Annotated in this window: 13 protein-coding genes; 1 reads left to right on the top strand and 12 read right to left on the bottom strand. The window is 44.6% G+C overall.

The window, feature by feature from the left end:
* Nucleotides 1-34: 34 nt before the first annotated feature.
* The 4 genes from FGL37_RS04160 to dacB form a co-directional block, all read right to left on the bottom strand.
* Nucleotides 35-1891 (bottom strand): beta-N-acetylhexosaminidase, encoded by a 1857-nt coding sequence (locus FGL37_RS04160; RefSeq protein ID WP_028072470.1) that lies wholly within the window; start codon nucleotides 1889-1891, stop codon nucleotides 35-37.
* Nucleotides 1892-2083: 192 nt separating this feature from the next.
* A complete protein-coding gene (gene ruvA / locus FGL37_RS04155) occupies nucleotides 2084-2665 on the bottom strand; it encodes a Holliday junction branch migration protein RuvA (RefSeq protein WP_028072471.1) in 582 nt (193 codons plus the stop codon).
* Nucleotides 2666-2695: 30 nt separating this feature from the next.
* A complete protein-coding gene (locus FGL37_RS04150) occupies nucleotides 2696-4978 on the bottom strand; it encodes an NADP-dependent malic enzyme (RefSeq protein WP_028072472.1) in 2283 nt (760 codons plus the stop codon).
* A gap of 93 nt (nucleotides 4979-5071) precedes the next feature.
* Entirely contained in the window at nucleotides 5072-6496 is a 1425-nt protein-coding gene (gene dacB / locus FGL37_RS04145; RefSeq protein ID WP_028072473.1) for a D-alanyl-D-alanine carboxypeptidase/D-alanyl-D-alanine endopeptidase, read from the bottom strand.
* A gap of 175 nt (nucleotides 6497-6671) precedes the next feature.
* Between dacB and FGL37_RS04140 the strand changes: the two genes are divergently transcribed.
* Complete coding sequence (locus FGL37_RS04140; RefSeq protein ID WP_028072474.1) at nucleotides 6672-8447, top strand: aminopeptidase P family protein; 1776 nt, start codon at nucleotides 6672-6674, stop codon at nucleotides 8445-8447.
* Between the two features lie 173 nt (nucleotides 8448-8620).
* On the opposite strand, the gene FGL37_RS04135 is transcribed toward FGL37_RS04140, so the two are convergent.
* The 8 genes from FGL37_RS04135 to FGL37_RS04100 form a co-directional block, all read right to left on the bottom strand.
* Entirely contained in the window at nucleotides 8621-9016 is a 396-nt protein-coding gene (locus tag FGL37_RS04135) for a response regulator (protein ID WP_051607380.1), read from the bottom strand.
* A gap of 10 nt (nucleotides 9017-9026) precedes the next feature.
* Nucleotides 9027-10841: a sensor histidine kinase gene (locus FGL37_RS04130; protein WP_028072475.1), complete on the bottom strand. Its 1815-nt coding sequence runs from the start codon at nucleotides 10839-10841 to the stop codon at nucleotides 9027-9029.
* A 293-nt stretch (nucleotides 10842-11134) separates the two neighbouring features.
* Nucleotides 11135-12928 (bottom strand): alpha-L-fucosidase, encoded by a 1794-nt coding sequence (locus FGL37_RS04125; RefSeq protein ID WP_037534738.1) that lies wholly within the window; start codon nucleotides 12926-12928, stop codon nucleotides 11135-11137.
* 228 nt (nucleotides 12929-13156) lie between these two features.
* On the bottom strand, nucleotides 13157-15010 hold the full coding sequence (locus FGL37_RS04120; protein WP_037534685.1) for an alkaline phosphatase: 1854 nt from the start codon (nucleotides 15008-15010) through the stop codon (nucleotides 13157-13159).
* Nucleotides 15004-16524: a RagB/SusD family nutrient uptake outer membrane protein gene (locus FGL37_RS04115; RefSeq protein WP_037534686.1), complete on the bottom strand. Its 1521-nt coding sequence runs from the start codon at nucleotides 16522-16524 to the stop codon at nucleotides 15004-15006. Before FGL37_RS04115 ends, FGL37_RS04120 begins: the two co-directional genes overlap by 7 nt.
* Before the next feature lie 88 nt (nucleotides 16525-16612).
* Nucleotides 16613-19987, bottom strand: a complete 3375-nt coding sequence (locus tag FGL37_RS04110) for a SusC/RagA family TonB-linked outer membrane protein (RefSeq protein WP_232048630.1) — start codon at nucleotides 19985-19987, stop codon at nucleotides 16613-16615.
* A 35-nt stretch (nucleotides 19988-20022) separates the two neighbouring features.
* Entirely contained in the window at nucleotides 20023-20970 is a 948-nt protein-coding gene (locus FGL37_RS04105) for a FecR family protein (protein WP_028072480.1), read from the bottom strand.
* Between the two features lie 97 nt (nucleotides 20971-21067).
* Nucleotides 21068-21595, bottom strand: a complete 528-nt coding sequence (locus FGL37_RS04100) for an RNA polymerase sigma factor (protein WP_028072481.1) — start codon at nucleotides 21593-21595, stop codon at nucleotides 21068-21070.
* Between the last annotated feature and the right edge of the window lie 538 nt (nucleotides 21596-22133).

The raw sequence follows: 22133 nt of genomic DNA, 5'->3' as shown, positions 1-22133 counted from the left end.
AGAATATTAGCGCTTTTGTATCAGTTATAGGTGATTATTTCTTTGTGTTGACGATGTTGACCCGAATATAGTTGCTCCGTTTTCCGGAAGGGGTAACCACCACTGCCTTGAATATACGCTCCTTGCTGTTGGGAACCGTTATTTTCACTGGACCAGTATATTCCATATCCAATTCCGACGGATCATAGTTGTCCAATGTGTAGTAGATTTTGGCGCCCTCCACTGACGGTTTTAGTCCACTGACCGTATATTCAGAAGCGTAAATTGTGGTATCGGATATACCGTAGACTTCAGGTACGCGGTAGAACGTACTGGTCTGATCGAGTTTCGCCAGCTGGCGTGCCGCCCGCTGTTCGGAGAAATTCTTCCAGTTTTTCTTTTCTGGTTGTGTCCAGGCGATTTCCGACAGCGCCAGTACACGCGGCAGGATTGTAAATTCTACTTTATTGGACGAGCCTATATATTCTGTCCACACATTGGCTTGTACACCTAAAACGTGCTTTTTGTTGCTTTCGGATATTTTACCCGGCATAGGATCCGATGCGTAGACTTTCTGTAAGGTCGACAGTCCGCCAATGCTCAGCGGCTCACGGTTTTGATCCGGACCCTGCTTATGATCAAAATAAAGACCATAGCTGTTTGCAGTGATAATGACGTCATGGCCTTGGTTTGCAGCTTCGATGGCGCCCTGATCTCCACGCCAGCTCATCACAGTGGCATTCGGAGCCAGGCCACCTTCGAGAATTTCGTCCCAGCCGATAATACGTTTGCCTTTGCCATTGATGTATTTTTCCATACGCTGGATGAAATAGCTCTGTAGCTCATGTTCATCTTTAAGGTTGTTGTCTTTAATTCTTTTTTGACAATGCGGACAAGTCTTCCATCGTGTTTTTGGGCATTCGTCGCCACCGATGTGAATGTATTCACTGGGGAATAACGGTATGACCTCATCGATGACATCTTCCAAAAGTTTGAAGGTTTCTTCTTTTCCGGCACAGAACACATCATCAAATACACCCCAGGTCTGCGCAGCTGTGAAAGGGCCGGGCTTGTCGCCGCAGCCTAATTCAGGATAGGCAGATAGTGCTGCAAGTGCATGGCCGGGCATTTCGATTTCTGGAATGACCGTCACATATCTGGATTTGGCATAAGCGACCACTTCTTTGATCTGCTCCTGGGTATAGAAGCCCCCATAAGGTGTATTATCGTAATCACCGTCCGTCTTATAGTTACCCAGAAGCGTTTGTTTGCGGTATCCTCCAATCTGCGTCAGTTTTGGGTGCGATTTGATCTCAATGCGCCAGCCCTGGTCATCCGTCAGGTGCCAATGAAACGTATTCAGTTTGTAAGAAGCCAGGATGTCAATGTACTTTTTGATAAATGCTACGGGAAAGAAATGTCGGCCGACGTCGAGATGAAGTCCACGGTATGCAAAGCGTGGTTCATCCTGAATGCTGGCCTGCGGGATGTCGAGGTTTACATGTTTATCTACAGGAAGTAACTGGATCAACGACTGCATGCCATAAAACAGCCCGGCATTTTTACCGCTGACGATAATACGGTCAGCACCGATGTTAAGGGCATAGGCTTCGGTATTTGTCAGGTTCGTATTTTTCGAGGAAAAATAGATACTATTGCTGCCTGGAGATTTTACTAATGGTAAGCTAAGGTTATAGTTACTTTTTAAAAATTCCTGAAATAAGGTGGCTACTTTTTTGTCGTCTTCACCGTCAAATGCAATTTTCGTGTTTGCATCGATTCTGAACGATCCGTTTTTGATCTGTACCTGTTGTGGTAAAGGCACGATGTTTAGGCTGATGTCCTTTTTGTCCTGCGCAAATGCAGCTGCACCAATACCTACAGCGAGCGCGAGGGAAAATAGTTTTTTCATGTGTGAGATTATAACTGAAAATAAGAAGCCCTAAAATAATGAATAAATACGATTTAGCAAATAAAAGACGGCAATTGATATCCTTAATAAATTTCATTGCCTCATCATCGGCTTGCACTTTGGCTCCTTCGCAGCCGTAGTGGTGCGGCACTAATAGGATGATCGTGGCAGCATCCTTTGAAATCAAGATTTTTATAGTCTTTTGAGCGCCAGCTTGATCATATCTTCTACCGTGAGTTCTCCCTCAGTTTTCAAAATTGCACTGAGTACCTTTTCTGCCGCAGGTTTATTGAATCCGAGCATCACCAGTGCAGACAGGGCTTCATCTGGTATGGATTGAGAACGTACAGGCATGGATAATGCTTCGACACCCTGTTTTTTCAGTTTGTCCTGAAGTTCCAGAATGAGGCGCTGAGCCGTTTTCGGTCCTATTCCTTTGATCTTTTGGATCAAGGCGACCTGACCATTTACGATAGCCGACTGTATTTCGTCCGGGGTATTAGAGGACAGGATCATCCGGCCGGTGTTGGGACCAATACCAGAAACGGAGATCAGATTTTCAAACAGTTTCTTTTCGCCTTCTGTAGCGAATCCATATAGCGTATGTGAATCTTCTCTGACCTGCAGGGATATAAATAATTTGCAATTTTCCTGATCCTTGATCTGAGAGAAAGTATAAAGGGAGATGTGGACATAATAGCCGATCCCACTCACATCAATGATGACATGAGTGGGGGCTTTGTATGCTAATTTTCCGTTGAAGTATTCGTACATAGTACGAATATAGCAAGATTTTAGGCTATTCTATAAATTTTTGAGATGTGCCTGTACGTCAACGACTGCGATGGTAACCATGTTGACGATTTCACGTACTGAGCTGTCCAGCTGCAGGACGTGGATAGGCTTATTCATGCCGAGGAGAATAGGTCCCACAGCTTCCGCTTCGCCCACTTCCTGCAGTAGCTTATAAGCAATGTTGCCGGATTCAAGGTTCGGAAATACAAGTGTGTTTGCCGATTGCCCATTCAGGCAGCTGAAAGGGAAGTTGGCCGTTAGCATCTCGCTGTTGAGCGCAAAGTTTGCCTGTAAGTCTCCGTCAACCATAATTTCAGGATGTTTATCGTGCAGGATCTGCGCCGCTTCTCTTACCTTGGTAGGTGTTTTTCCTTCACTGGAACCAAAATTAGAGTAGGAAAGCAAGGCTATGCGAGGCTGTATATTCATCCGTTTGACTGCCTTGTCCAAAAGTAAAGTAATATCCGCCAGTTCTTGTGCGGTCGGATCTTCATTTACCGTGGTATCCCCAAAGAAAATAGGTCCTTTTTTAGTCAGCATCATATACATGCCGGCCACTCGGCTGCCTGGTTTGGCACCGATCACATGCAGGGCAGGACGGATAGTGTTTGCATAATTTTTGGTCATACCCGAAATCAAGGTATCTGCTTCACCAAACTCGACCAGCGATGCCCCGAAATAGTTGCGGTCAAACATCAGTTTACGTGCATCGTAGCGGGTGATGCCCCGACGCTGTCTTTTGGTGTAAAGATGTTCGATAAACTTCTTCGAGCGTTCGGTTTCGCCATCTACTTCAGCAACAGGGTCAATGATGTCCACACCGTCCAATTCAAACGCGTATTCATGGATCAGGCGCTCAATTTTTTCTTTTTTGCCGAGGAGGATAGGGATTGCGATCCCTTCTTCTTTGACGATTTGGGCTGCGCGCAGGGTTTTGTAATTGTCGGCTTCGGCGAATACAACACGTTTTGGGTCTCTTTTTGCCGCCATGGTCAGGTTGCGCATGATGGCGTCATCTTTGCCCAGACGTTTACGTAAAGTATCGCGGTATTTATCCCAGTCTTCGATGACCGTTTGCGCAACACCTGACTCGATTGCTGCTTTGGCGACAGCCATAGATACTTCGGTGATTAAGCGTGGATCTGTAGGTTTCGGGATAATATACTCTTCTGAGAATTTTAAATTGTTGGTATTGTAAGCCTGATTGACTTCCTCCGGTACAGGTTGTTTGGCCAGGTCCGCAATTGCCCGTACAGCGGCGATTTTCATTTCCTCATTGATTGCTGTTGCGCGCACATCCAATGCGCCACGGAAGATATACGGGAAGCCCAGGACATTGTTCACCTGATTAGGGTAATCTGAACGGCCGGTACCCATGATAATATCATTGCGGGTAGCCATTGCCAGGTCGTAGGCAATTTCAGGGTTAGGATTGGCCATCGCCAGAACAATCGGGTTCGGAGCCATGCTCAGGAGCATTTCCGGTGATAGTACATCGGCAGCAGATAAACCGATAAATACATCGGCGTCTTTGACGGCATCCGCTAAGGTACGAATATCACGGTCAGTCGCATACTGCGCTTTCATGCTGTCCAAATGCTCTCTATCTGTCCGGATGACTCCCTTACTGTCCAGCATGACGATATTTTCCTTGCTTGCGCCTACCGAAATATACATAGCTGTACAGGACATTGCTGCAGCGCCGGCACCGTTCACCACAATTTTTACTTTGGAAATATCTTTTCCGATGATTTCACAAGCGTTGATTAATGCCGCGCCTGAGATGATGGCAGTACCGTGCTGGTCGTCGTGCATGACCGGAATATTCATCTCTTCTTTCAGGCGACGTTCAATTTCGAAACACTCGGGAGCTTTGATATCTTCGAGGTTTACCCCGCCAAATGTCGGCTCCAAAGCTTTAACGATTTTGACGAATTCGTCGACATTTTTGGTGTCTACTTCGATGTCAAAGACATCAATGTCTGCGAAGATCTTGAACAATAGGCCCTTACCTTCCATGACCGGTTTGCCGGCCTGAGCGCCGATATCACCTAGGCCCAATACAGCAGTACCATTGCTGATTACAGCAACAAGGTTACCTTTTGCAGTATATTTATAAGCATCTTCTTTGTTCTCAGCAATAGCCAGACATGGCTCTGCTACGCCAGGAGAATATGCTAATGATAAGTCTCTTTGCGAATTTGTCGGTTTGGTCGGAACAACAGCTATTTTTCCAGGTCTACCCATTGAGTGGTAATTTAACGCTGCCTGTTTACGATTAGTGTTACTCATTGCGATTTTATTAATTTAAGGCTACAAATCTATCATTCTTTTTGATAAATGGAAATATTTGCCAATATCTTATTATAAATAGACAATAACTTGTTACTTCAAAACATCCAGCAACTTAAACATTTGTTTACGCATATTGGATGCAGATCCTGAATAATTGTTGACCAGGAGCGTATAGGTGAATGATTGTCCATTTTTGTTGGTATGCACACCGGTATACCCTAGCACGCCGCCGATGGTTCCGCTTTTCATTTTCATGTTGTTATAAGTCGGAAGGCTTTCGTAGAACACAGGGTACCAGGATTGCTTCTGTGCGTATTGCATGATTTTATTCATGGCTAAAGTAGTCACCCGATTTTGCGGCGATAGGCCTGAGCCGTCAAGGCTATTTAGTTCGGCCGGTTTAATACCTAATTTGGCATTCCAATATTTCTGCAGATAATGCGCACCATCATCCGTTCCGGTTTTTCCTGCCGTGGTATAAGCAATCGCTTTGAGCAGGGCTTCTCCATAGAGGTTAATGCTTTTTTGGTTAAACCAGTAGACGATTTTATCCAATGTTGGCGAGAGGTGTACATCCAGTGTCTGTTTTTGGGAAAGATCCAGAGAATCCAGTTTCCGTCCTGTTGCAGGAGCCTCAGAAGCGATGATACCTTGTGCTGCCAGCATTTCGTTCAGCTGAAAAGCAAGATCGTATGCCGGATCCGGAGAAGCGAGTTCAATGGTTTTCTTCAGGTCCTGGCCATAGGAGCCACGCATGAATATTTTCGAAGAGTAGGGGGCAGCATAACCGTACACGTTGTCGCCGCTTCCGGTTTTACCGGTAGTGACCTCGTTGATAATCTGTATATAAGGCATATGCGCGGTGTACCGCAGGATTCCAGCTTTTGCCCCTACTTTGTCTGCGGGACTAAATTCTACTCCAAAAGCGTTTTCCCGCCAGTTGAGGGCTGAAATTCCGGCACCATAATAATTGCCCATATCGGTCCATATCCAGCCGCCGGGCAGTTGGTTGCCGTTATAAAGGCGGTCATCAGCGATGACGCAGCCGTTTATACTACGGATCCCCGCTTGCTGTATTGCTGCCAGCCATTTGTTCAGAACGACTTCTTCTTTGGTTTCAGGGTAACGGGGGCTGCCCAAGGTGGGATCACCGGTACCTGCGATGATGATGTTGCCGTTGAGCGTTCCATGCTCATCCACGGCACCTGTGTAATATAGCGTTGTCTTAAACTGGTAGTTTTTGCCCAGAAAGTCTAAGGCCGTGGCAGCGGTGATGATCTTCATGGTTGAAGCCGTAGCCAGACCAATGTTTTCGTTGGCCGCATAGATGGTCTGACCACTATTTCCGTCAAATACAATGAAGGAGCTGATGCCATTCCGGAGATTTTCCTGTTGTTGGAAGCTGAGGTAGGCATCTTGGATTTTCGTGTGCATATCCTGCCCAAACAGGGGAGCGGTAACCGCAGTGGACGCATAGGCGGAGAAAGCAATGGAATATAATAAAAATTGTTTCATGGCATATAATTTCTTTGCGAGTCTCTCGGTTCAGTCATCTTTTTATAAGAACTTTAGCGATATGAGCAATGCAACGTAGACGATTGTGCTCCGGCTACTCGGCTTGTTTTATTTGGCCTAAAGTTAGGCATTCGACTCTAAAAAATCCTAACTTGCGTAAAATTGTAATGACGACATGAAGCATATCGAAAAATTAGCTGCCATTCGCGAGGCGATGAAGATTCAAGGAATCGATGGTTATATTATCCCATCATCAGATCCTCATATCAGTGAATATTTACCGGAACGTTATAAATGTATTGCATGGGCTTCCGGATTTACAGGCTCTGCCGGAACACTGGCCATTACACAGGATTTTGCGGGCCTCTGGACAGATTCACGTTATTTTGTGCAGGCGGAAGAACAATTGGCCGGAACAGGCTTTGAGCTGGTTAAGCTAAAAACGCAGGGTGCTGCCGAGTATGCGGACTGGCTGGCTGAAAAATTAAGTTCAGGTGCGACAGTTGCTTTTGACGGTAACCTGGCTTCTTTATTGGTTGCTCAATCAGTTAAAAATACGTTAGAACCTTTGGATATACAGGTCGACGGGCATGTAGATCTATTATCGGCGCTGTGGACGGACAGGCCTGAATTGCCTAAAGCACAGGCATACTTGTTGCCGGAGAGCACTACCGGTCAGTCTACCGTGACAAAGATCGGGGCAGTCCGGGCGGAAATGAAAAAGGCCCGTGCGGATGCTCATCTTGTTTCTTCGTTGGATGACCTGGCATGGTTATTAAACATACGTGGTCAGGATGTACCTTGTAACCCTGTTGTTCTGGGCTTTGTCCTGATCACTGCTGAGAATGCGACCTTATACATTGAGCCTTCAAAGTTAAGCGCAGCAGCGGTGGCGGAGCTGAAGGGATATGGTGTGGATATCGCGCCTTATGATACCATCCATGCGGCAATAGATAATTTGCAGGCGAAGACTATTCTTATCGATCCTAAGCGCACTTGTTTTGCTGTCTACGACCGCGTGCCAGCCCACATCAAGATCATCGAAAAAGTAAATCCGTCTACAAACCTTAAAGCGGTTAAAAATAACGTTGAGATTGAAAATAACAGGCACACCTTTGTGAAAGACGGAGTCGCTTTGACCAAATTTTTTAAATGGCTGGAGGAGCATGTTGCGACGGAAGAACTGTCGGAATTGTCCATAGCGGATAAATTGCGTGAATTCCGTGAAGAACAGGAAGGCTTTGTTGATATTTCGTTCACGACCATTGCTGGCTATCTGGATCATGGTGCGCTGCCACATTATTCAGCGAATGAAACGTCAAATTACACGTTGCGCCCCAAAGGGTTGTTGCTGGTGGATTCGGGCGGGCAATACCAGACCGGCACAACCGATATTACGCGGGTCGTGTCATTGGGGCAGGCTACACAAGAGGAAAAAGAAGACTATACACTCGTGCTCAAAGGAACGATCGAAGGGTCTCAGGCAGTCTTTCCTGTTGGCACAAGAGGTTACCAGATTGATGCCATCACGCGTCGTCCGCTCTGGGAAACGTGGCGCAATTATGGGCATGGAACAGGGCACGGCGTAGGTTTCTTCCTGAATGTACACGAAGGACCGCAGGTATTCAACGCTGCCGCGATCGATGTTGCTGTGGAGCCCGGCATGATTACCTCTATCGAACCGGGACTCTACCGGGTCGGCAAGCATGGTATCCGCATTGAAAATCTCGTGCTGGCACGTACGGCAGGGACTTCGGAGTTTGGTGATTTTTTGGATTTCGAAACGCTGACGATCTGTTATATTGCTACAGATTTAATAGAGAAGTCGCTATTGGACAGAAAGCATGTAGCGTGGTTGAACAATTATAATCAATGGGTGTTTGACCAGCTGGCAGCACATCTATCGGGTGAGGAAAAAAGCTGGCTGGCTGAAAAATGTAAAGCAATCTAGGTATTGCCTCAAGAAACAGGCACGGCCGATTGGCTGTGCCTGTTTCAGTTATAGCGATCATGACGATCGTGAAAGTCACTTTTCATGCTTGTCTGTTGTCCCCTTTATGCGCAGGTATAAACCTTTAAGCCCTTTGTGGTCATATCGCTCTATGCCGGCGGGTACCCGTCATGTTAATACTTCTGGAGAATCTCGTACAGTAAGTCCTTGTCAAAAGGTTTTAATACGAAGCCGCTGATAAAAGGGTAATTTGCCAATTGGTCCTGGTCGCTTTTACTGGACGACGAACTGATGATGTATATTTTGCTGCGGTTTATAAAATCGGTGTTATCTTCCAGTCGGTCCATCAGTTCCCAGCCTGTCATAAAAGGCATATTGATATCAACAAAGAGTATTGGGGTGTCCGATGGTCCAATTATGTCAGCCTGCTCCAGAAAGTCAAGTGCATCTTTAAAGGCATGGAATTCGATTTCATAGCCCGAAAAGCCCCGAATCATATGGCCAAAGATAGTACGAAGAATCGCATTATCGTCAATAAGGATGATTTTTCTTTTGTTGTTGCGGTTCATTGCACCTTATTTAAAAGTTGACTGAGAAAATACTGCCTTTATCCGGTTCGCTGTGTACGTCGATCTTTCCGCCAAGGGATTCGATCTGGTGCCGTATCAGAAACAGGCCGACACCTTTGCTTTCAATGCCGCGGTGAAAGATTTTCTTGAACATGAAAAGCTGGGACTTGTATTTCGGCAAGTTAATGCCGAGTCCATTGTCTTTGACCGTCAGCACCGTACCCCCCTCTCCGGCATGCGTTTGTATTTCAATATGAGGCTGCCTTCCCTGAGCGGTAAATCGAAGTGCGTTGCTGATCAGATTGACAAGAATACTCTCCAGATAGATTTTTGGATAATGAATGGATTCTACCTCAAAGTCAACCGAAATGAACGCGTTTTTTTGCTGTATTTCTTCGATAAGCTGGTGTTTTACACTTAAATATACTTGAAGAAAATCACATTTTTCGAAATGAAGAGCAGTGTTGGAGCGTAAATCCAATATATCTCCCAGATCGTGGAGCGTCTCAGAAAGCTGATCAGTGCTCGCTTTTAAAAGGTCCAGAAAATCACTTTTAATCTTTTCATCGCGTGAGACCTTGATTTCATCGATCAGCATCTGCATATTACTCAAAGGTCCTTTTAGGTCATGTGCCAAAATGCCGGCGAATTCCTCCATTTGCCGTACCTTCGTTTCCAGGTCAATTTTAACCAATTCAGACTCCATCTTCTGCCGTTTGAGAATCTCTATGTTTCGTTTAGATTCAGAAATGTCCTGAACTTGGACAATCAGAAACAGGGGGCTGCCCGTATGGTCAAAAACAGCAGAGATCGTAACGGAACACCAAACGAAATGACCCAATTTATGCTTGTAACGTTTCTGCAAAGTGAAGCTATCAACTTTTCCTTGAACAAGTTTTGTCCGTAGCTCAGCTTCCTGTCTTGTATCATCTGGATGTGTATAATCACTAAAGTTCATTTTTGACAGCTCTGTCTGTGTATACCCCAATATTTTAGTCAGTGTATTGTTGGATTCTATACAAAAACCACGAAGATCTGTGAGCGCCATTCCCAACCCGGAGAAATGAAATGCCTGATTGAACTTATGTTCATTGAATCGTATTTTTTCGGTGGATTCAATCTGTTCTGTAATGTCCGAAACCACTAATGCTACATGGTTTTGTGAACGGTGGATGGGTTTAACCTGTAGGCTGTACCATTTGTTTTTATGCTGTTTGAACGGTGACTGAAATTCCATTTTGAACTCCTTCTCCAGCTTAAGAGCTTTTTGGATCAGCTGAATAGCAGGTCCAGAAAGGTGCGGTGGAAAGAGTTCATCCATTCTGCGATCTAAGAATTCGTCTGGACGGTAAAATAAGAGGCTGGGATCATTGGTCCAGTAATTTTTAAACACGCCCTCGTCGGTTACCTCGAAGACAATATCATTTAAGGAGGCGACCAGCAACTGAAGTTGTTGTTGCTTGTCCTTTACATCCTGATTTTGGCTGACCAGCCCTGACACGTCCATAAAAGAGATGAGAAGACCATTATAATCCTTCTCCTTTAGCGGATGAATATTAAATAAAAGCCATTTGAGCTGATCCTCCACGGATATTCCCAAAACAATTTCCTGTAGCTCCCGTTTTTCTTGTAATGCAGTATAGAAAGGAGTTTGCTCAGGATGAAGGGGAGCCCGGCTATCTGCAGAATAGAAGGTTGTAAGCTGATGTATTTTATTGGTGGTAGGTTTAGCGTTCTTTAACGCCAAAAGCTCATTGGCACGTCTGTTGGCCTGTAAAATGACTCCATCGTCAGCTGTTAGCAGCAAACCCTCTAATCCGGACATGGAGTTGTGGATAGAAAATGGCGATAAAAAGTCCCGTTGCAAATACATTCTCCAACAATGTTTAGGATGAATTCTCTTAGTTATACTTAGCTGGCAAATAGCATAGTTACCGTCTTGCAAAATTGGTAACTTTTACACCAAAATAATAAATAAATATTAAAATAGATAACTTTTTCTATAATACCGTATTGCAGAAGGGACAAAGTGCATGGCTTTTTGCAAAAAAAATCCTTCGGTTGCGAGACCGAAGGATTTGATCCTCTATCTTTTTAAATCTGCTAGCAGGCCGCAGGTTAATTTTTGGTTTTTTCAAGCCATAACCAGTTTAGCCAAAGCGGAGCCTGAGACTCGGTTTTGAACGTGAATCTATATGTTCCGGGGTTGTTTAATTTTATTGTACCGACGCGCTGTTCTGGAAACTCTTCGGTATAATTATTTTCATTGGGTTCGACGACCATTTTCTGCGAGGGAGCAAAATATCCGTCGAGTTGCTGATCAGCCACATTCAGTTGAAATCGTATGGGCTCTTTATTGGGATTATGTGCAGAGAGATCAACAGTGTAATTACCGGCTTCGGCAACGGTAACTTCCCATTCCATTTTGGTATCGGCTGTCACGATAGTATGCGTAGGGTTTTTGCCGTTATAGCCAATAGTTTTGGAATTGTTTGTCACGCTGTTGATAGAATTCAGCGAGAATCCGCCAAATGTCGATTCCTGGACAGCAGTCTCATCCAATACCAATGGGGTATCAAAAGTTAGGCGAACTTGTGAGACGTAATGGTCAGGCTGTTCATCGGGTAATTGAAGGTGGAGGAGACTCAGCTTCTGATCATACTTTATTTGGATCGGTGTTTTTCCGTTCATCAATGATATCTCTACAGGCTTGGATTTTATTCCTGTGATACGCAGTTTATGGTCCAGCGGCCAGTTGAATATGTGAGCGTATACAGTGCTCTTTTGCTGCCCGACTTTGGAAGTCAGGTAACCCCAGTCAAAATGATTGCTTTTTAAAGGTAGGCCAGTGGCCCCATAGATCCCTTCGCCGTAGTTTTTGAGCCAAGCACCGACTTCATGGAGGCGACTGACGCTTTCGTAGGGCACGGTACCATCGGCGCGGGGCCCTATATTCAAGGTGAAACCGCCATTGAGGCTCACATTGGAGATAAGAGACTGAAAAATCTGGCTGGTGGATTTCCATTCGTTCTCCTGTCCATTGTAGCCCCAGGAGTGAGCAATTGTACCGGGTGTTTCCCACGGGTGTGCAATATAGGTACTTCCAAATTGATTATCGCCCAAGGTTTGGAAGTCAACGTTTTCGGCATCGGTTGGAAGGCCCAGACGAGAGTTGATCAGGCATTGGGGCTGCAGTTGGCGGATTAATTTGACCACTTGCAGGAGCTGTTCTTTCTTAATAATGGACTGTTGGTAAGGAATCCACATATCAAACCAGATGAGGCCGATGTCCCCATAATTGCTGAGCAGCTCACGTAGCTGCGGTATTACTTTTTCTTGCCAGTATTGGTTGTACTGTGCATCAGTGACATGGCCTGTCAGTTCCTGCTGATGGTTCCAGCCATAAGGATGTTCCCAGTCGATCCAATGAGAATAGTAGAAACCCAGTTTGAGGCCGTGTTTTTTGCATGCCGCTGCGATCTCTTTGATGACATCCCTTTTTGAACCACTGAGCTGCGGCAGGCTGTAGGTGCCTACCTTGGTGTCCCATAGTGCCACTCCATCGTGATGTTTGGCCGTAATAATGATATATTTCATCCCGGCTTCTTTTGCTAGACGTACCCATTGCTCGGGATCAATTTTTTTCCAGTCAAAGCGCTTAGCCAGGGTACCATATTCTTCTTTGGATACCCTGTTGCGGTAACGTAGCCATTCCGCATAGTTGTTCATATAACGCAAAGGTTCGCCTTTCCATAAGCCTTCAGCGGCACTATATAAACCCCAGTGGATAAACATGCCAAAACGGGCATCTTTAAACCAGTCTGCCTTATTCGTGTGCTGAGCAAAAAGTCTGATAGAAGCACTGATCAGTAATACAAAGAGCAGCAGTGCCCGTTTGAATCGTGGTATCATAAAGGTCATCATTATTTAGAACGACAAGATAGCTAAAAAATCAAAAATTGATAAGCTAAATCGAATTTTTAAGAACAGGGAACTCCTATGCCGTGTGTGGATATTAAAAACGACCCCATGCGTATACAGCATGGGGTCGTTTTCAGTAAAACATCGTCTGCGAAGCTGCAAGCTGATGGGATGGCCGTAGGTTATGAATACCTGCGAAAAAAGAATATCGAAGTGAAACTATTTCAGTTTGAACGCACTGATAATCTTGTTAAATATCTCCGTATTGTTGTAAATACCAATAAAATTCTGTGCTCCCGGACCATATGCGAAAACAGGAACCATAATATTGGTGTGATCATCGCTGCTGAAGTAGCCCCTAACTGTTCCTTTTCTGTAGTCAGCATCTAGAAGTGAGAGTCCGCCAGTCTCATGATCTGCCGTTACAATGACGAGGGTTTCGCCATCGTGATCGGCGAATTTTAGTGCTTCACCCACAAGTCTATCAAAGTCATGTTGTTCGGTAACAACGTAGGGTAGATCGTTGGCATGTGCGCCATAGTCAATCTGGGCACCTTCTGCCATGATGAAGAATCCCGTATTGTTCTTTGATAATAACTGTATGGTTTTTAACAGTGAAGTCTTTAACATGTCTCCACGTCCGTCCAAAACCCTTCTGGTTGCCGAATCGGCTAACAGGACCAGCTGCTTTCCTAATGTGGCTTTTTCAAAACTATCCAGCGTGGTTTGTAGTTGATACCCTTTCTCTGCCAGTTCGTCCATCAGCTGACCGTCTTTATTTTTTAGAAAACTTTCACGACGGGAACCGACCAAGATGTCCACGTTACTTTTTTTGAAATCAGCGGCAATGTCCTGCGACATCGTGCGTTCAATCTGGTGCGCATAAAATGCAGCAGGAGTGGCATCGGTAATGTCTCCGGCACTGATAATACCGCTCTTGATCCCATATTGAGCGAGAGTGTCAGGTAAAGAGGTGGCCCTCTTGCCGTTAGCATCTACGCCGATATAGCGGTTGTTTGTTTTTTTTCCGGTCGCGAGTGCTGTTCCTCCCGCTGCTGAATCTGTAAAATCTGAATTGGAGGCTTCCGTGCGTGAAAAACCGATATGCTTGATGTTAATGATATTGGACTGACCAAAATTGGCACTTAAGCCTGCCTGAATGTGTGCAAGCCCCATTCCATCGCCGATCAACAAGATGATATTTTTGGCTTTTCTTGATGTGCCGTCGCTTTTGTAGGAGGGCAGATAGGGCTTGTAGCCTAGAGGATTGACGTATTCGGCTTTGGCCCGGTTTAGATAGAAATTTTTTAGGGCATCGGGATGATCCGTGTTGATCCAGTCGATACCCATATGCTCAAGCTCCTTCCAACTGTTTGGGCTATCTTTGGTGGCCCAAAAACGGAATGGTTTCCCCATTTGGTGTACTTTCTCAACAACGGCTCTCATCTTTTCAAGATCTGGTGGTGTTGGTGTACCTTTACCGTTCCAGACTGTGTAGCGGCCGATATCCTGACTGATCATTCCGATACGTTTTAATTGTTCTGGAGTATAGTCTTTTTCTGGCCTTCCGTCAAAAAAGAAGATCGATGGATAATGCCCGAACTTTTCGGCAGGCGGTATTTCACCGCTGATGACGATCTTGATCGCAGATGGATTCTGCTCTGGGTCGAATACCGATTCATTTCCTTTTATTTCCTCTAGCAATTTCTCCAGAACTTGCTCATAGTTTTCTTTAATGTCGATGACCAGCTGTAGTTTTAGCTTAGGGTCGGTATAGGGCCGGTTGCCATTTTTTTTGAAAAGTGCGACCAGGGGATCTATGTAAAGGGTTTTAAGGGTTCTTTCTGGCTCTATCTCGTGGTTTTCATGTGCAACGAATAGTTCGCCGTTCCGGTAGAATACGTCCGCTTCGATAGATCCCATGCCGGCATAGTACGCTTCCAGCAAAGGTATCTGCCGCCTGTAGTCGTTGTGGCTGTGACCGGTGTTGGCAGTCAGTTTCTGCTGTGCGGAAACTGACTGAATATAAAGGGCCGCAGATAGCAACCAAATGAACTTACTGTTTTTTACCATCCTGGATTTTGTTTAATTATTCCTGAACTATTGTCGATTTCACGTTGGGGTACAGCCCAGACATCATGCACCTGGGGGTTGAAGTTTCGGGAAGGCCAGATCACTGTACCGTCATAGTCGTGCAGAGGTTTTGCATACGCTGCCTGAGCATCTCCCCATCTAACCAGGTCACGATGACGATCTGCCCATTCTCCTGCCAATTCATTTCTGCGTTCCCGTTTTAAATCTGTCATGGTCATTCCGCTTTTGGGTAATAGGCCCGCGCGTTTCCGGATCTTATTTAATTCTATATCTCCAGCGCCAGCTCCGTTTAACTGAATAGCTGCTTCTGCTTTGGTCAAAAGCACTTCAGCAAAACGCATCAACGGGATATTGAGATCTGTGGTTCCATTGTCACCATTTGGATTCACATGAGTCGGAATCGGATTTTTATAGGAAAACGGTTCCATATATTTATTGAATTGATAGTTTGATGTCGCACCTCCATCTTTCGTGAAGGTACGCTCTTCGCCGAAGAACTGGAATTTGTCTCCCGGTTTTAGGATTGTAACCTCGCGGCGTAGATCCCCACTTTCGAAAGAGTCATAGAGTTCTTTGGTAGGAAGATAATATCCCCATCCATTATAAATACCCCATGCTTTGTTCGTCAACATGACGCCGGGTAATTTGCTGCCCCAGCCCGTTCCGCCGCCGTCTGGAGTACAGACTACCGACCAAATATATTCTTTGGACCAGTTGTTGGCTGCTTTAAACACATCTGCAAAGCTGGGCAGCAGATCATGCTTGCCCGAATTAATTACCATATCAGCATATTTTGCGGCATTTGCATAATCCTTTTTATATAAATATACCTTGGAAAGATACGCCCAGGCAGCGGTTTTGTGTCCTTTACCGTAATCTGATGGATCCATTTCCGAAAAATAAGGAAGATTTTCTGCAGCTTTTAAAAATAAGGAGATGATGTGATCATAATTTTCATTGACGTTACTGGCTCGTGGGATGGGTTGTGTGGCATCTGTTTCGGGAGTAACAATTGGTATCCCAGCCTTGTTATTCCCGTAGTTGGCCGCTAGCTGGAAATATACTAGTCCAGCATTAAAATAAGCATCGCCTATAATTTCTTTCTTTCGATCCTCATTCATCGTGATCCGGGGAACGTTTACAATAATATCATTGGCTCTTTTGATGATGGCATAGCGCATGCTCCATTGTGTTTCTGTGTAACCGCCTCCAATATAGCTTCTGTTAAAGTTCTTGATGTTGTCGGCTTCCGGTTTATTGCGGCCCGTTACCATATCGTCACTGGCGTTTATGAACCAGAACATCCCACGACCGTAAAAATCTTCTTCGTTGTATTTTTCATACATGCCTGCCTGCCCTTTGATCGCATCTTGTTCGGTCTTCCAGAAATTCTGTGAAGATGGCGAACCTTCAGGTGAGATATCCAGTTGTTTCGCGCACGACCCAAGGAGTGCTATAGCTAATACTGCGAGGTATTTTATATTCGTTTTCATCGTTTTATTTTGTAGTATTCATGATGGCCAACTGTACTAAACTCTATAAGTACACTATATTCTTTAGACTTGTGGCGTTTATTTGAGATTATAAGTTAACATTTAAACCGAAGATAAAGCTTCTGGCTTGTGGATAGCGACCAACATCAAGGCCGTTATTGTCCATGCCTATTTCTGGATCAAAGCCTGTGTATTTTGTAAAAGTGAATAGATTGTTGGCCGTTGCATAGACTCTTACGTTTCCAAGTTTAAATCTATCAGCCAGGGATTTTGGCAGCGTATACCCCACGGTGACATTACGGATGCGAAGAAAAGAGCCATTTTCTATATAAAAATCTGAGGCATTAAAGTTTCCGTTGGCATCTGAGCTGGATATGATCGGCACTTTACCGTTCGGATTTTCCGGAGACCAGGCGTCGAGAATCCCTGCAAGTTTATTGTACGAAGGACCACTGGCACTATATGTCGTTCTTTTTACTGCATTGAACAACTTGTTGCCCTGTACGCCCTGCGCAAAAATATTGAAATCAAAATTTTTATAATTTGCATTGAAGCTTAGGCCGTAGGAGAAATCCGGATAAGCACTTCCTGCGTAGTAGCGGTCTTCGGGACCGATAGAACCGTTGCCATCCATGTCGACGAACTTAAAATCACCGGCTTTTGCATTAGGCTGGATTTTTTGGCCATTTGCGTTTTTGTAACCATCTGCTTCTGCCTGGCTCTGGAAGATGCCATCCGTCTTGAGCACAAAATAGCTGTACAATGGCTGGCCTACAGCGATCCGCAGTGGTGCCAGTTCGTTTCTAAAGTTGGTCTCAACAGGGATGTTGGTCAGTCCGGGAGCCAGCTCTTCTACATTATTGTTCAATTTCGTTAAGGTGGCGTTCACGGAGTAGGAAAAATCGTTATTTTTAGTGCTGCTATAGGTCAGACCTAATTCGATTCCCTTGTCTTTCACGAGTCCGCCATTAATGGTTTGAGTATTCAGACCCGCTGTACCTGGAAGAGAACGTTTTAAGATCATATTGTTTGTTTCCTTAACAAAATAATCAGCCACAAGGCTCAGTCCGTTTAGGATACCAAAATCCAGACCGATATTGGTCTGTTTGCTTTCTGCCCAGCGCAGATCGTCGTTTGGCAGAACATTCTGTACGTAACCATTTTGGAGCTCCGGCTTTTCACCAAAGTAACTGGTTGTGCGCACGAGAAGTGGGTTTACGTCCAGCGGGTCTAATCTTCCAAGACTGCCGAGCACACCGTAGCTGCCTCGCAGTTTTAGTTCATTTAGCCATTCTACTGAGCGCAGGAATTCTTCTTTGTTAAGGGCCCAGCCTGCTGAAACAGAGTAATAGTTCCGGTATCTATTTTTTTCCTTCAACATGGAAGACCCGTCTCGCCTTCCAATCAAGGATAGCAGGTATTTTTCATTGTAATTGTAGTTTGCTCTCAAGAACAGCGATGAAATTGCTGTTGATGCATAGCCGCTTTCTGGTGGTTGCACTTTATTGGCGTTATCCAGGTACCTATATTGTTTGGATTCGTCATCAAAATCGCTCGCTGATGTATTCAGATAGGTGGTTTTGGTCTTTTGAAAAGTATAACCTCCTGTCAAATCGATCTGATGTGCATCAAATTTAGCTTTGTAGTTTAACACTTGTTCTGCCAGAATATCATTTGCGTCATTCGCTCTTTCAACTAGGCTATTGCTCATGACGGGCTTACCGATTTCGGGACGTTTTGGTGTGAAACTTTTGTATCTGGAGTTGGATTTGGTAATACTTAAGTTAGAACGGAAGGTTAGCCCTTTGGTTAATTGAAAGTTTGCATAAGGGTTGATAACCAGTATGTTGGTAGGGTTGTTGATGTCTATACGCATCAGTTCTGCGACCGGATTGATGATATCGCCGTAATCGCCGGGATAGGGTCCCGGGAGACCGGCAAAACTGCCGTCGGGATTATAGGGAGTACCGTTTGTTGGATAATAAATCGCCGATAGCAGTGCACCGGTATAGTCACTGCTTGTATTGGCACCGTTTCCGTTCGTGCTGCTGTACGACAGGTTTTCGCCCACCTTCAACCAAGGGGTGACCTGATGCTCCGAATTTATCCTGAAGTTGTAGCGTTGTGTTTTCGTATTCAGTACAATGCCTTCTGCGTTCCGGTAATTGAAACTTAGGTAAAAATTGGACTTTTCATTACCTCCATTGATGGCGCCATTGTAATCTTGCAGCGTTGCACTTCTAAAGACCTCATCCATCCAGTTGGTTTTCGTTACAAGTCCATCCGGATACTTAGCTGGGTCGAAAGCAGGCAAAATTGTCGTACCACCATTTTTCGCTGCTGTTGCCGCTACTTCTGCGCGTTGTTCGGCATTTAAAGGTTTTAATTTGCGCCATGCACCCTGCTGGCCAATCTTGGCGTCAACACTGATCTGCAATTGCCCTTTTTTGCCTTTTTTTGTGGTGATCAAGACCACTCCTCCGGAAGCCCGTGCCCCATAGATTGCAGCGGAGGCATCTTTTAAAACCGAAATAGACTCGATGTCGTTGGGATTTAATTGCGGGGTACCTAAGAAAATAGAGCCGTCGATCACGTACAGCACACTTTCACCATTGATACCACCGGCACCACGAATATTAATACGGGGTGGGGAAGTGGGGTCACCGCCCTCGTTGGTCACAATGACTCCCGGGGATTTGCCCGCTAAAACCTCACCGACACTGTTTACTGAACGCGAAGACAATTTATCAAGTGATACGATACTTACAGCACCTGTTAATGTTTCTTTCTTTTGCGTCCCATAACCGACCACCACAACTTCAGATAATGTTGACCGTTCTTCACTTAGCGTTACATGAATCATTTCATTCTCGCCTACTGTTATCTCTTTTGAGTGGAAGCCGATCATAGAGAAGGAGAGTACTGCCTGGGAGCCGGCTTCGATACGGAACGAACCTTTGGCGTCTGTTGTCGTTCCATTTTGTGTGCCGACTACTTTTACGGATACGCCTGCGATAGGCGCTCCCAAAGTATCGCTGACAATCCCCTTAATTATGCGCTCTGCTTTGATGTCAGTTGATTGGCTGAGTATGACATGTCCCTCTTTCTCCATAGCGCTGATCCCCAGTTTGGTCAAAATGGAGCGTACAGACTCCGTTCTGAAATGGCCGCTTACGACGGTATTGCGTCCCTGTAAAAGGTCTGGGTTGTACACGAAGCTAAGACCGGAGAGATGTTCAATCCTATGCAGAATTTGTTCGAGCTGCTGTCCCTTGCTGATACTGATGTTTATTCTGCTTTTGTCCAATCGCTGGGCCATACCGGGGGAGGCCATTAAAGAACTGCAGAATACTGAAGTAATCGACAATGCCAGACAGGGATACTTCATGACCCGATAAAAAGAGAATTCTCTTTTAAATGGAGGTGTTTTCATTTTTTTGTAATTAGGTAGTGAATTACGCATGATGACTAAGATTTTTTGTGGTTATTTTTTGAACATTATTTATGGATTTTGAATATGGTATTGTTATGTGATGCGCTGTATCGGCAATGATGTAAATTGCAGAGAATGTCTAAAATTTCGGATGGCTTTTGTGCACTGCTGAAAGTAGCAGTTGTTTTTAGCGACTTGAGCGTTTTATCGGTGAGTACAATCTTGATATTATAGATGTAAGCCAACCTTTGCACAACCTCTTGCAGCGAAGCTCCATTAAATGCGATTGCTACCGTGGTATTGGTGTCCAGCGAGCTATGTGACGTTTGTAAGGTCTGTTTATTATAGCGCAGGCTTTGGTTTTTGGTCAGGATACCAAGCACTTTCTCTTGCTGTTGTACAGCGACTTTACCCGTTGCAACCAAAACTTCAATATTTTTGGAAGCTCCGTATGCTTTAATCCGAAAGGAGGTTCCCAGTACTTTTACGGTTAAATCAGAAGCGAGCTGTACTTGAAAAGGATGCTCTTCATCGTGAGCAATAGTAAAAAAGGCTTCGCCTTCAGTAAGTTCCAGTTCCCGTATTTCCCCATTGAATTTGCTTGGGTAGCTGATTTTCGAAGAAGGCTCCAGGATAATTTCGGAACCGTCGTTCAGCGTGATTTTTTTTCGTTCACCTGTTTTTGTCGTCGTCACGATTTGTGCTGTGTCCGAAATAGGCTGCCTGTAGCTTCGGCTAATCAATAGACTTGCGGAGACGATGATGAAGAGCACTGCGGCTATTTTTAAGAGTGGATAGCGTGACAGCATATGTCTTTGAGCTTGTTTTTCGGACATTGCGGACTGAATATTGCCCAACATCTGCGCACGAAGTAGATTTTTGCGTTCCTCTGAAACCTTGTTTTCAGCACGGTGAAGTTGAGCATACCATTCTTCAACCTGTTTAATTTCGGCAGCACTCGCCTCACCGTTTACATACTTTTGCAGTAGCTGTTTTGCTTTTTCTTCCTTCATTTGAATAGATGTCACTTCAAATGGAGAATGGTACTAGTTGAAGATGTTAGCAGTATATTAAGTTTTTGTTAATAGCGAACAGAAGGCAGGAAATAGATTAGGACAGGCTTTTCCTGAGTATTTTCATGGCTGAAGTAATTTGATTTTTTACCGTTTGCACCGAGATGTTTAATTCTTTTGCGATCTCCTTTATTGATTTTTCCTGTTTGCGGCTCATCAGCATAACTTGGCGCATCCGTTCGGGGAGCTGCATGAATGCTTCCTCTACTTTTTGTTCGGTATCGTGTAGGATAAGGAGATCGTCCGCAGCTTCAGCGTATTGTTGATTCATCAGGGCTGCGAGTTCGGTCCGATGCCCATCTTTCACGATGTTGTTCCTAAAGTAGTTGATGATTTTGAATTTTACAGCTCCATGCAGATAGGCCGCGAGGTCGCCGGAAAACACGATATGTTCGCGGTTTTCCCAAAGTTTAATGAAAATTTCCTGTATGATGTCTTGGGCAGCATCCTCATCACCTATTTTTTTTAAAGCTGTATCAAATAGATTTTCCCAATACAGATCAAAAATCTGTTCTATTGCAAAATGCTCACCTTTCTTTAATGATGCTATCAATAATTCGCTCACAGGATCAATTTAATTCGACAAAGCTAACAACTGTGTATTCCCTTAAGGTTAATAAATCTTAAAGAGTATATTTTGTCTATTGTTCCATTCCTGTAGTATTAAACAGCGTTTCCTTTCTAATGAATGTAGCCTAGTTCTCGTATCGACCTCCTATAGATGTAGCAGTGTTGAGGCCTTGTATTGGATATTATCGCATAGCGAAAACGCTGCTTTGTTCTTGGCGGCACAGCAGAGGTATAACTTGGTCCGAACACACTCTAAATAAAAAAATATTTGCATTTTGTTCCATTTATACATATATTTGTATGTATAAACTATAATAACGTATTGCTATTTGTTTTCCATAACAGGATAACATACTGTTATGTCCGTTCGATGGCCGACTGCGGACCATAACTTTTCGCTTGCTGAATATGCAATATCTGTTGATTTCTGAGTTGGCCTTTCCTAATCAGACCAAGGTGCGAACGTTTATGTCGCAACTGAGTTGACCCCTATTTAATCACCTTGGTAGTCGCTGTTTTTTACAAATAAGTGT

It is taken from the genome of Sphingobacterium thalpophilum, assembly GCF_901482695.1.
Lineage (GTDB): Bacteria > Bacteroidota > Bacteroidia > Sphingobacteriales > Sphingobacteriaceae > Sphingobacterium > Sphingobacterium thalpophilum.
This window is presented reverse-complemented; position numbering and strand designations above follow the sequence as displayed.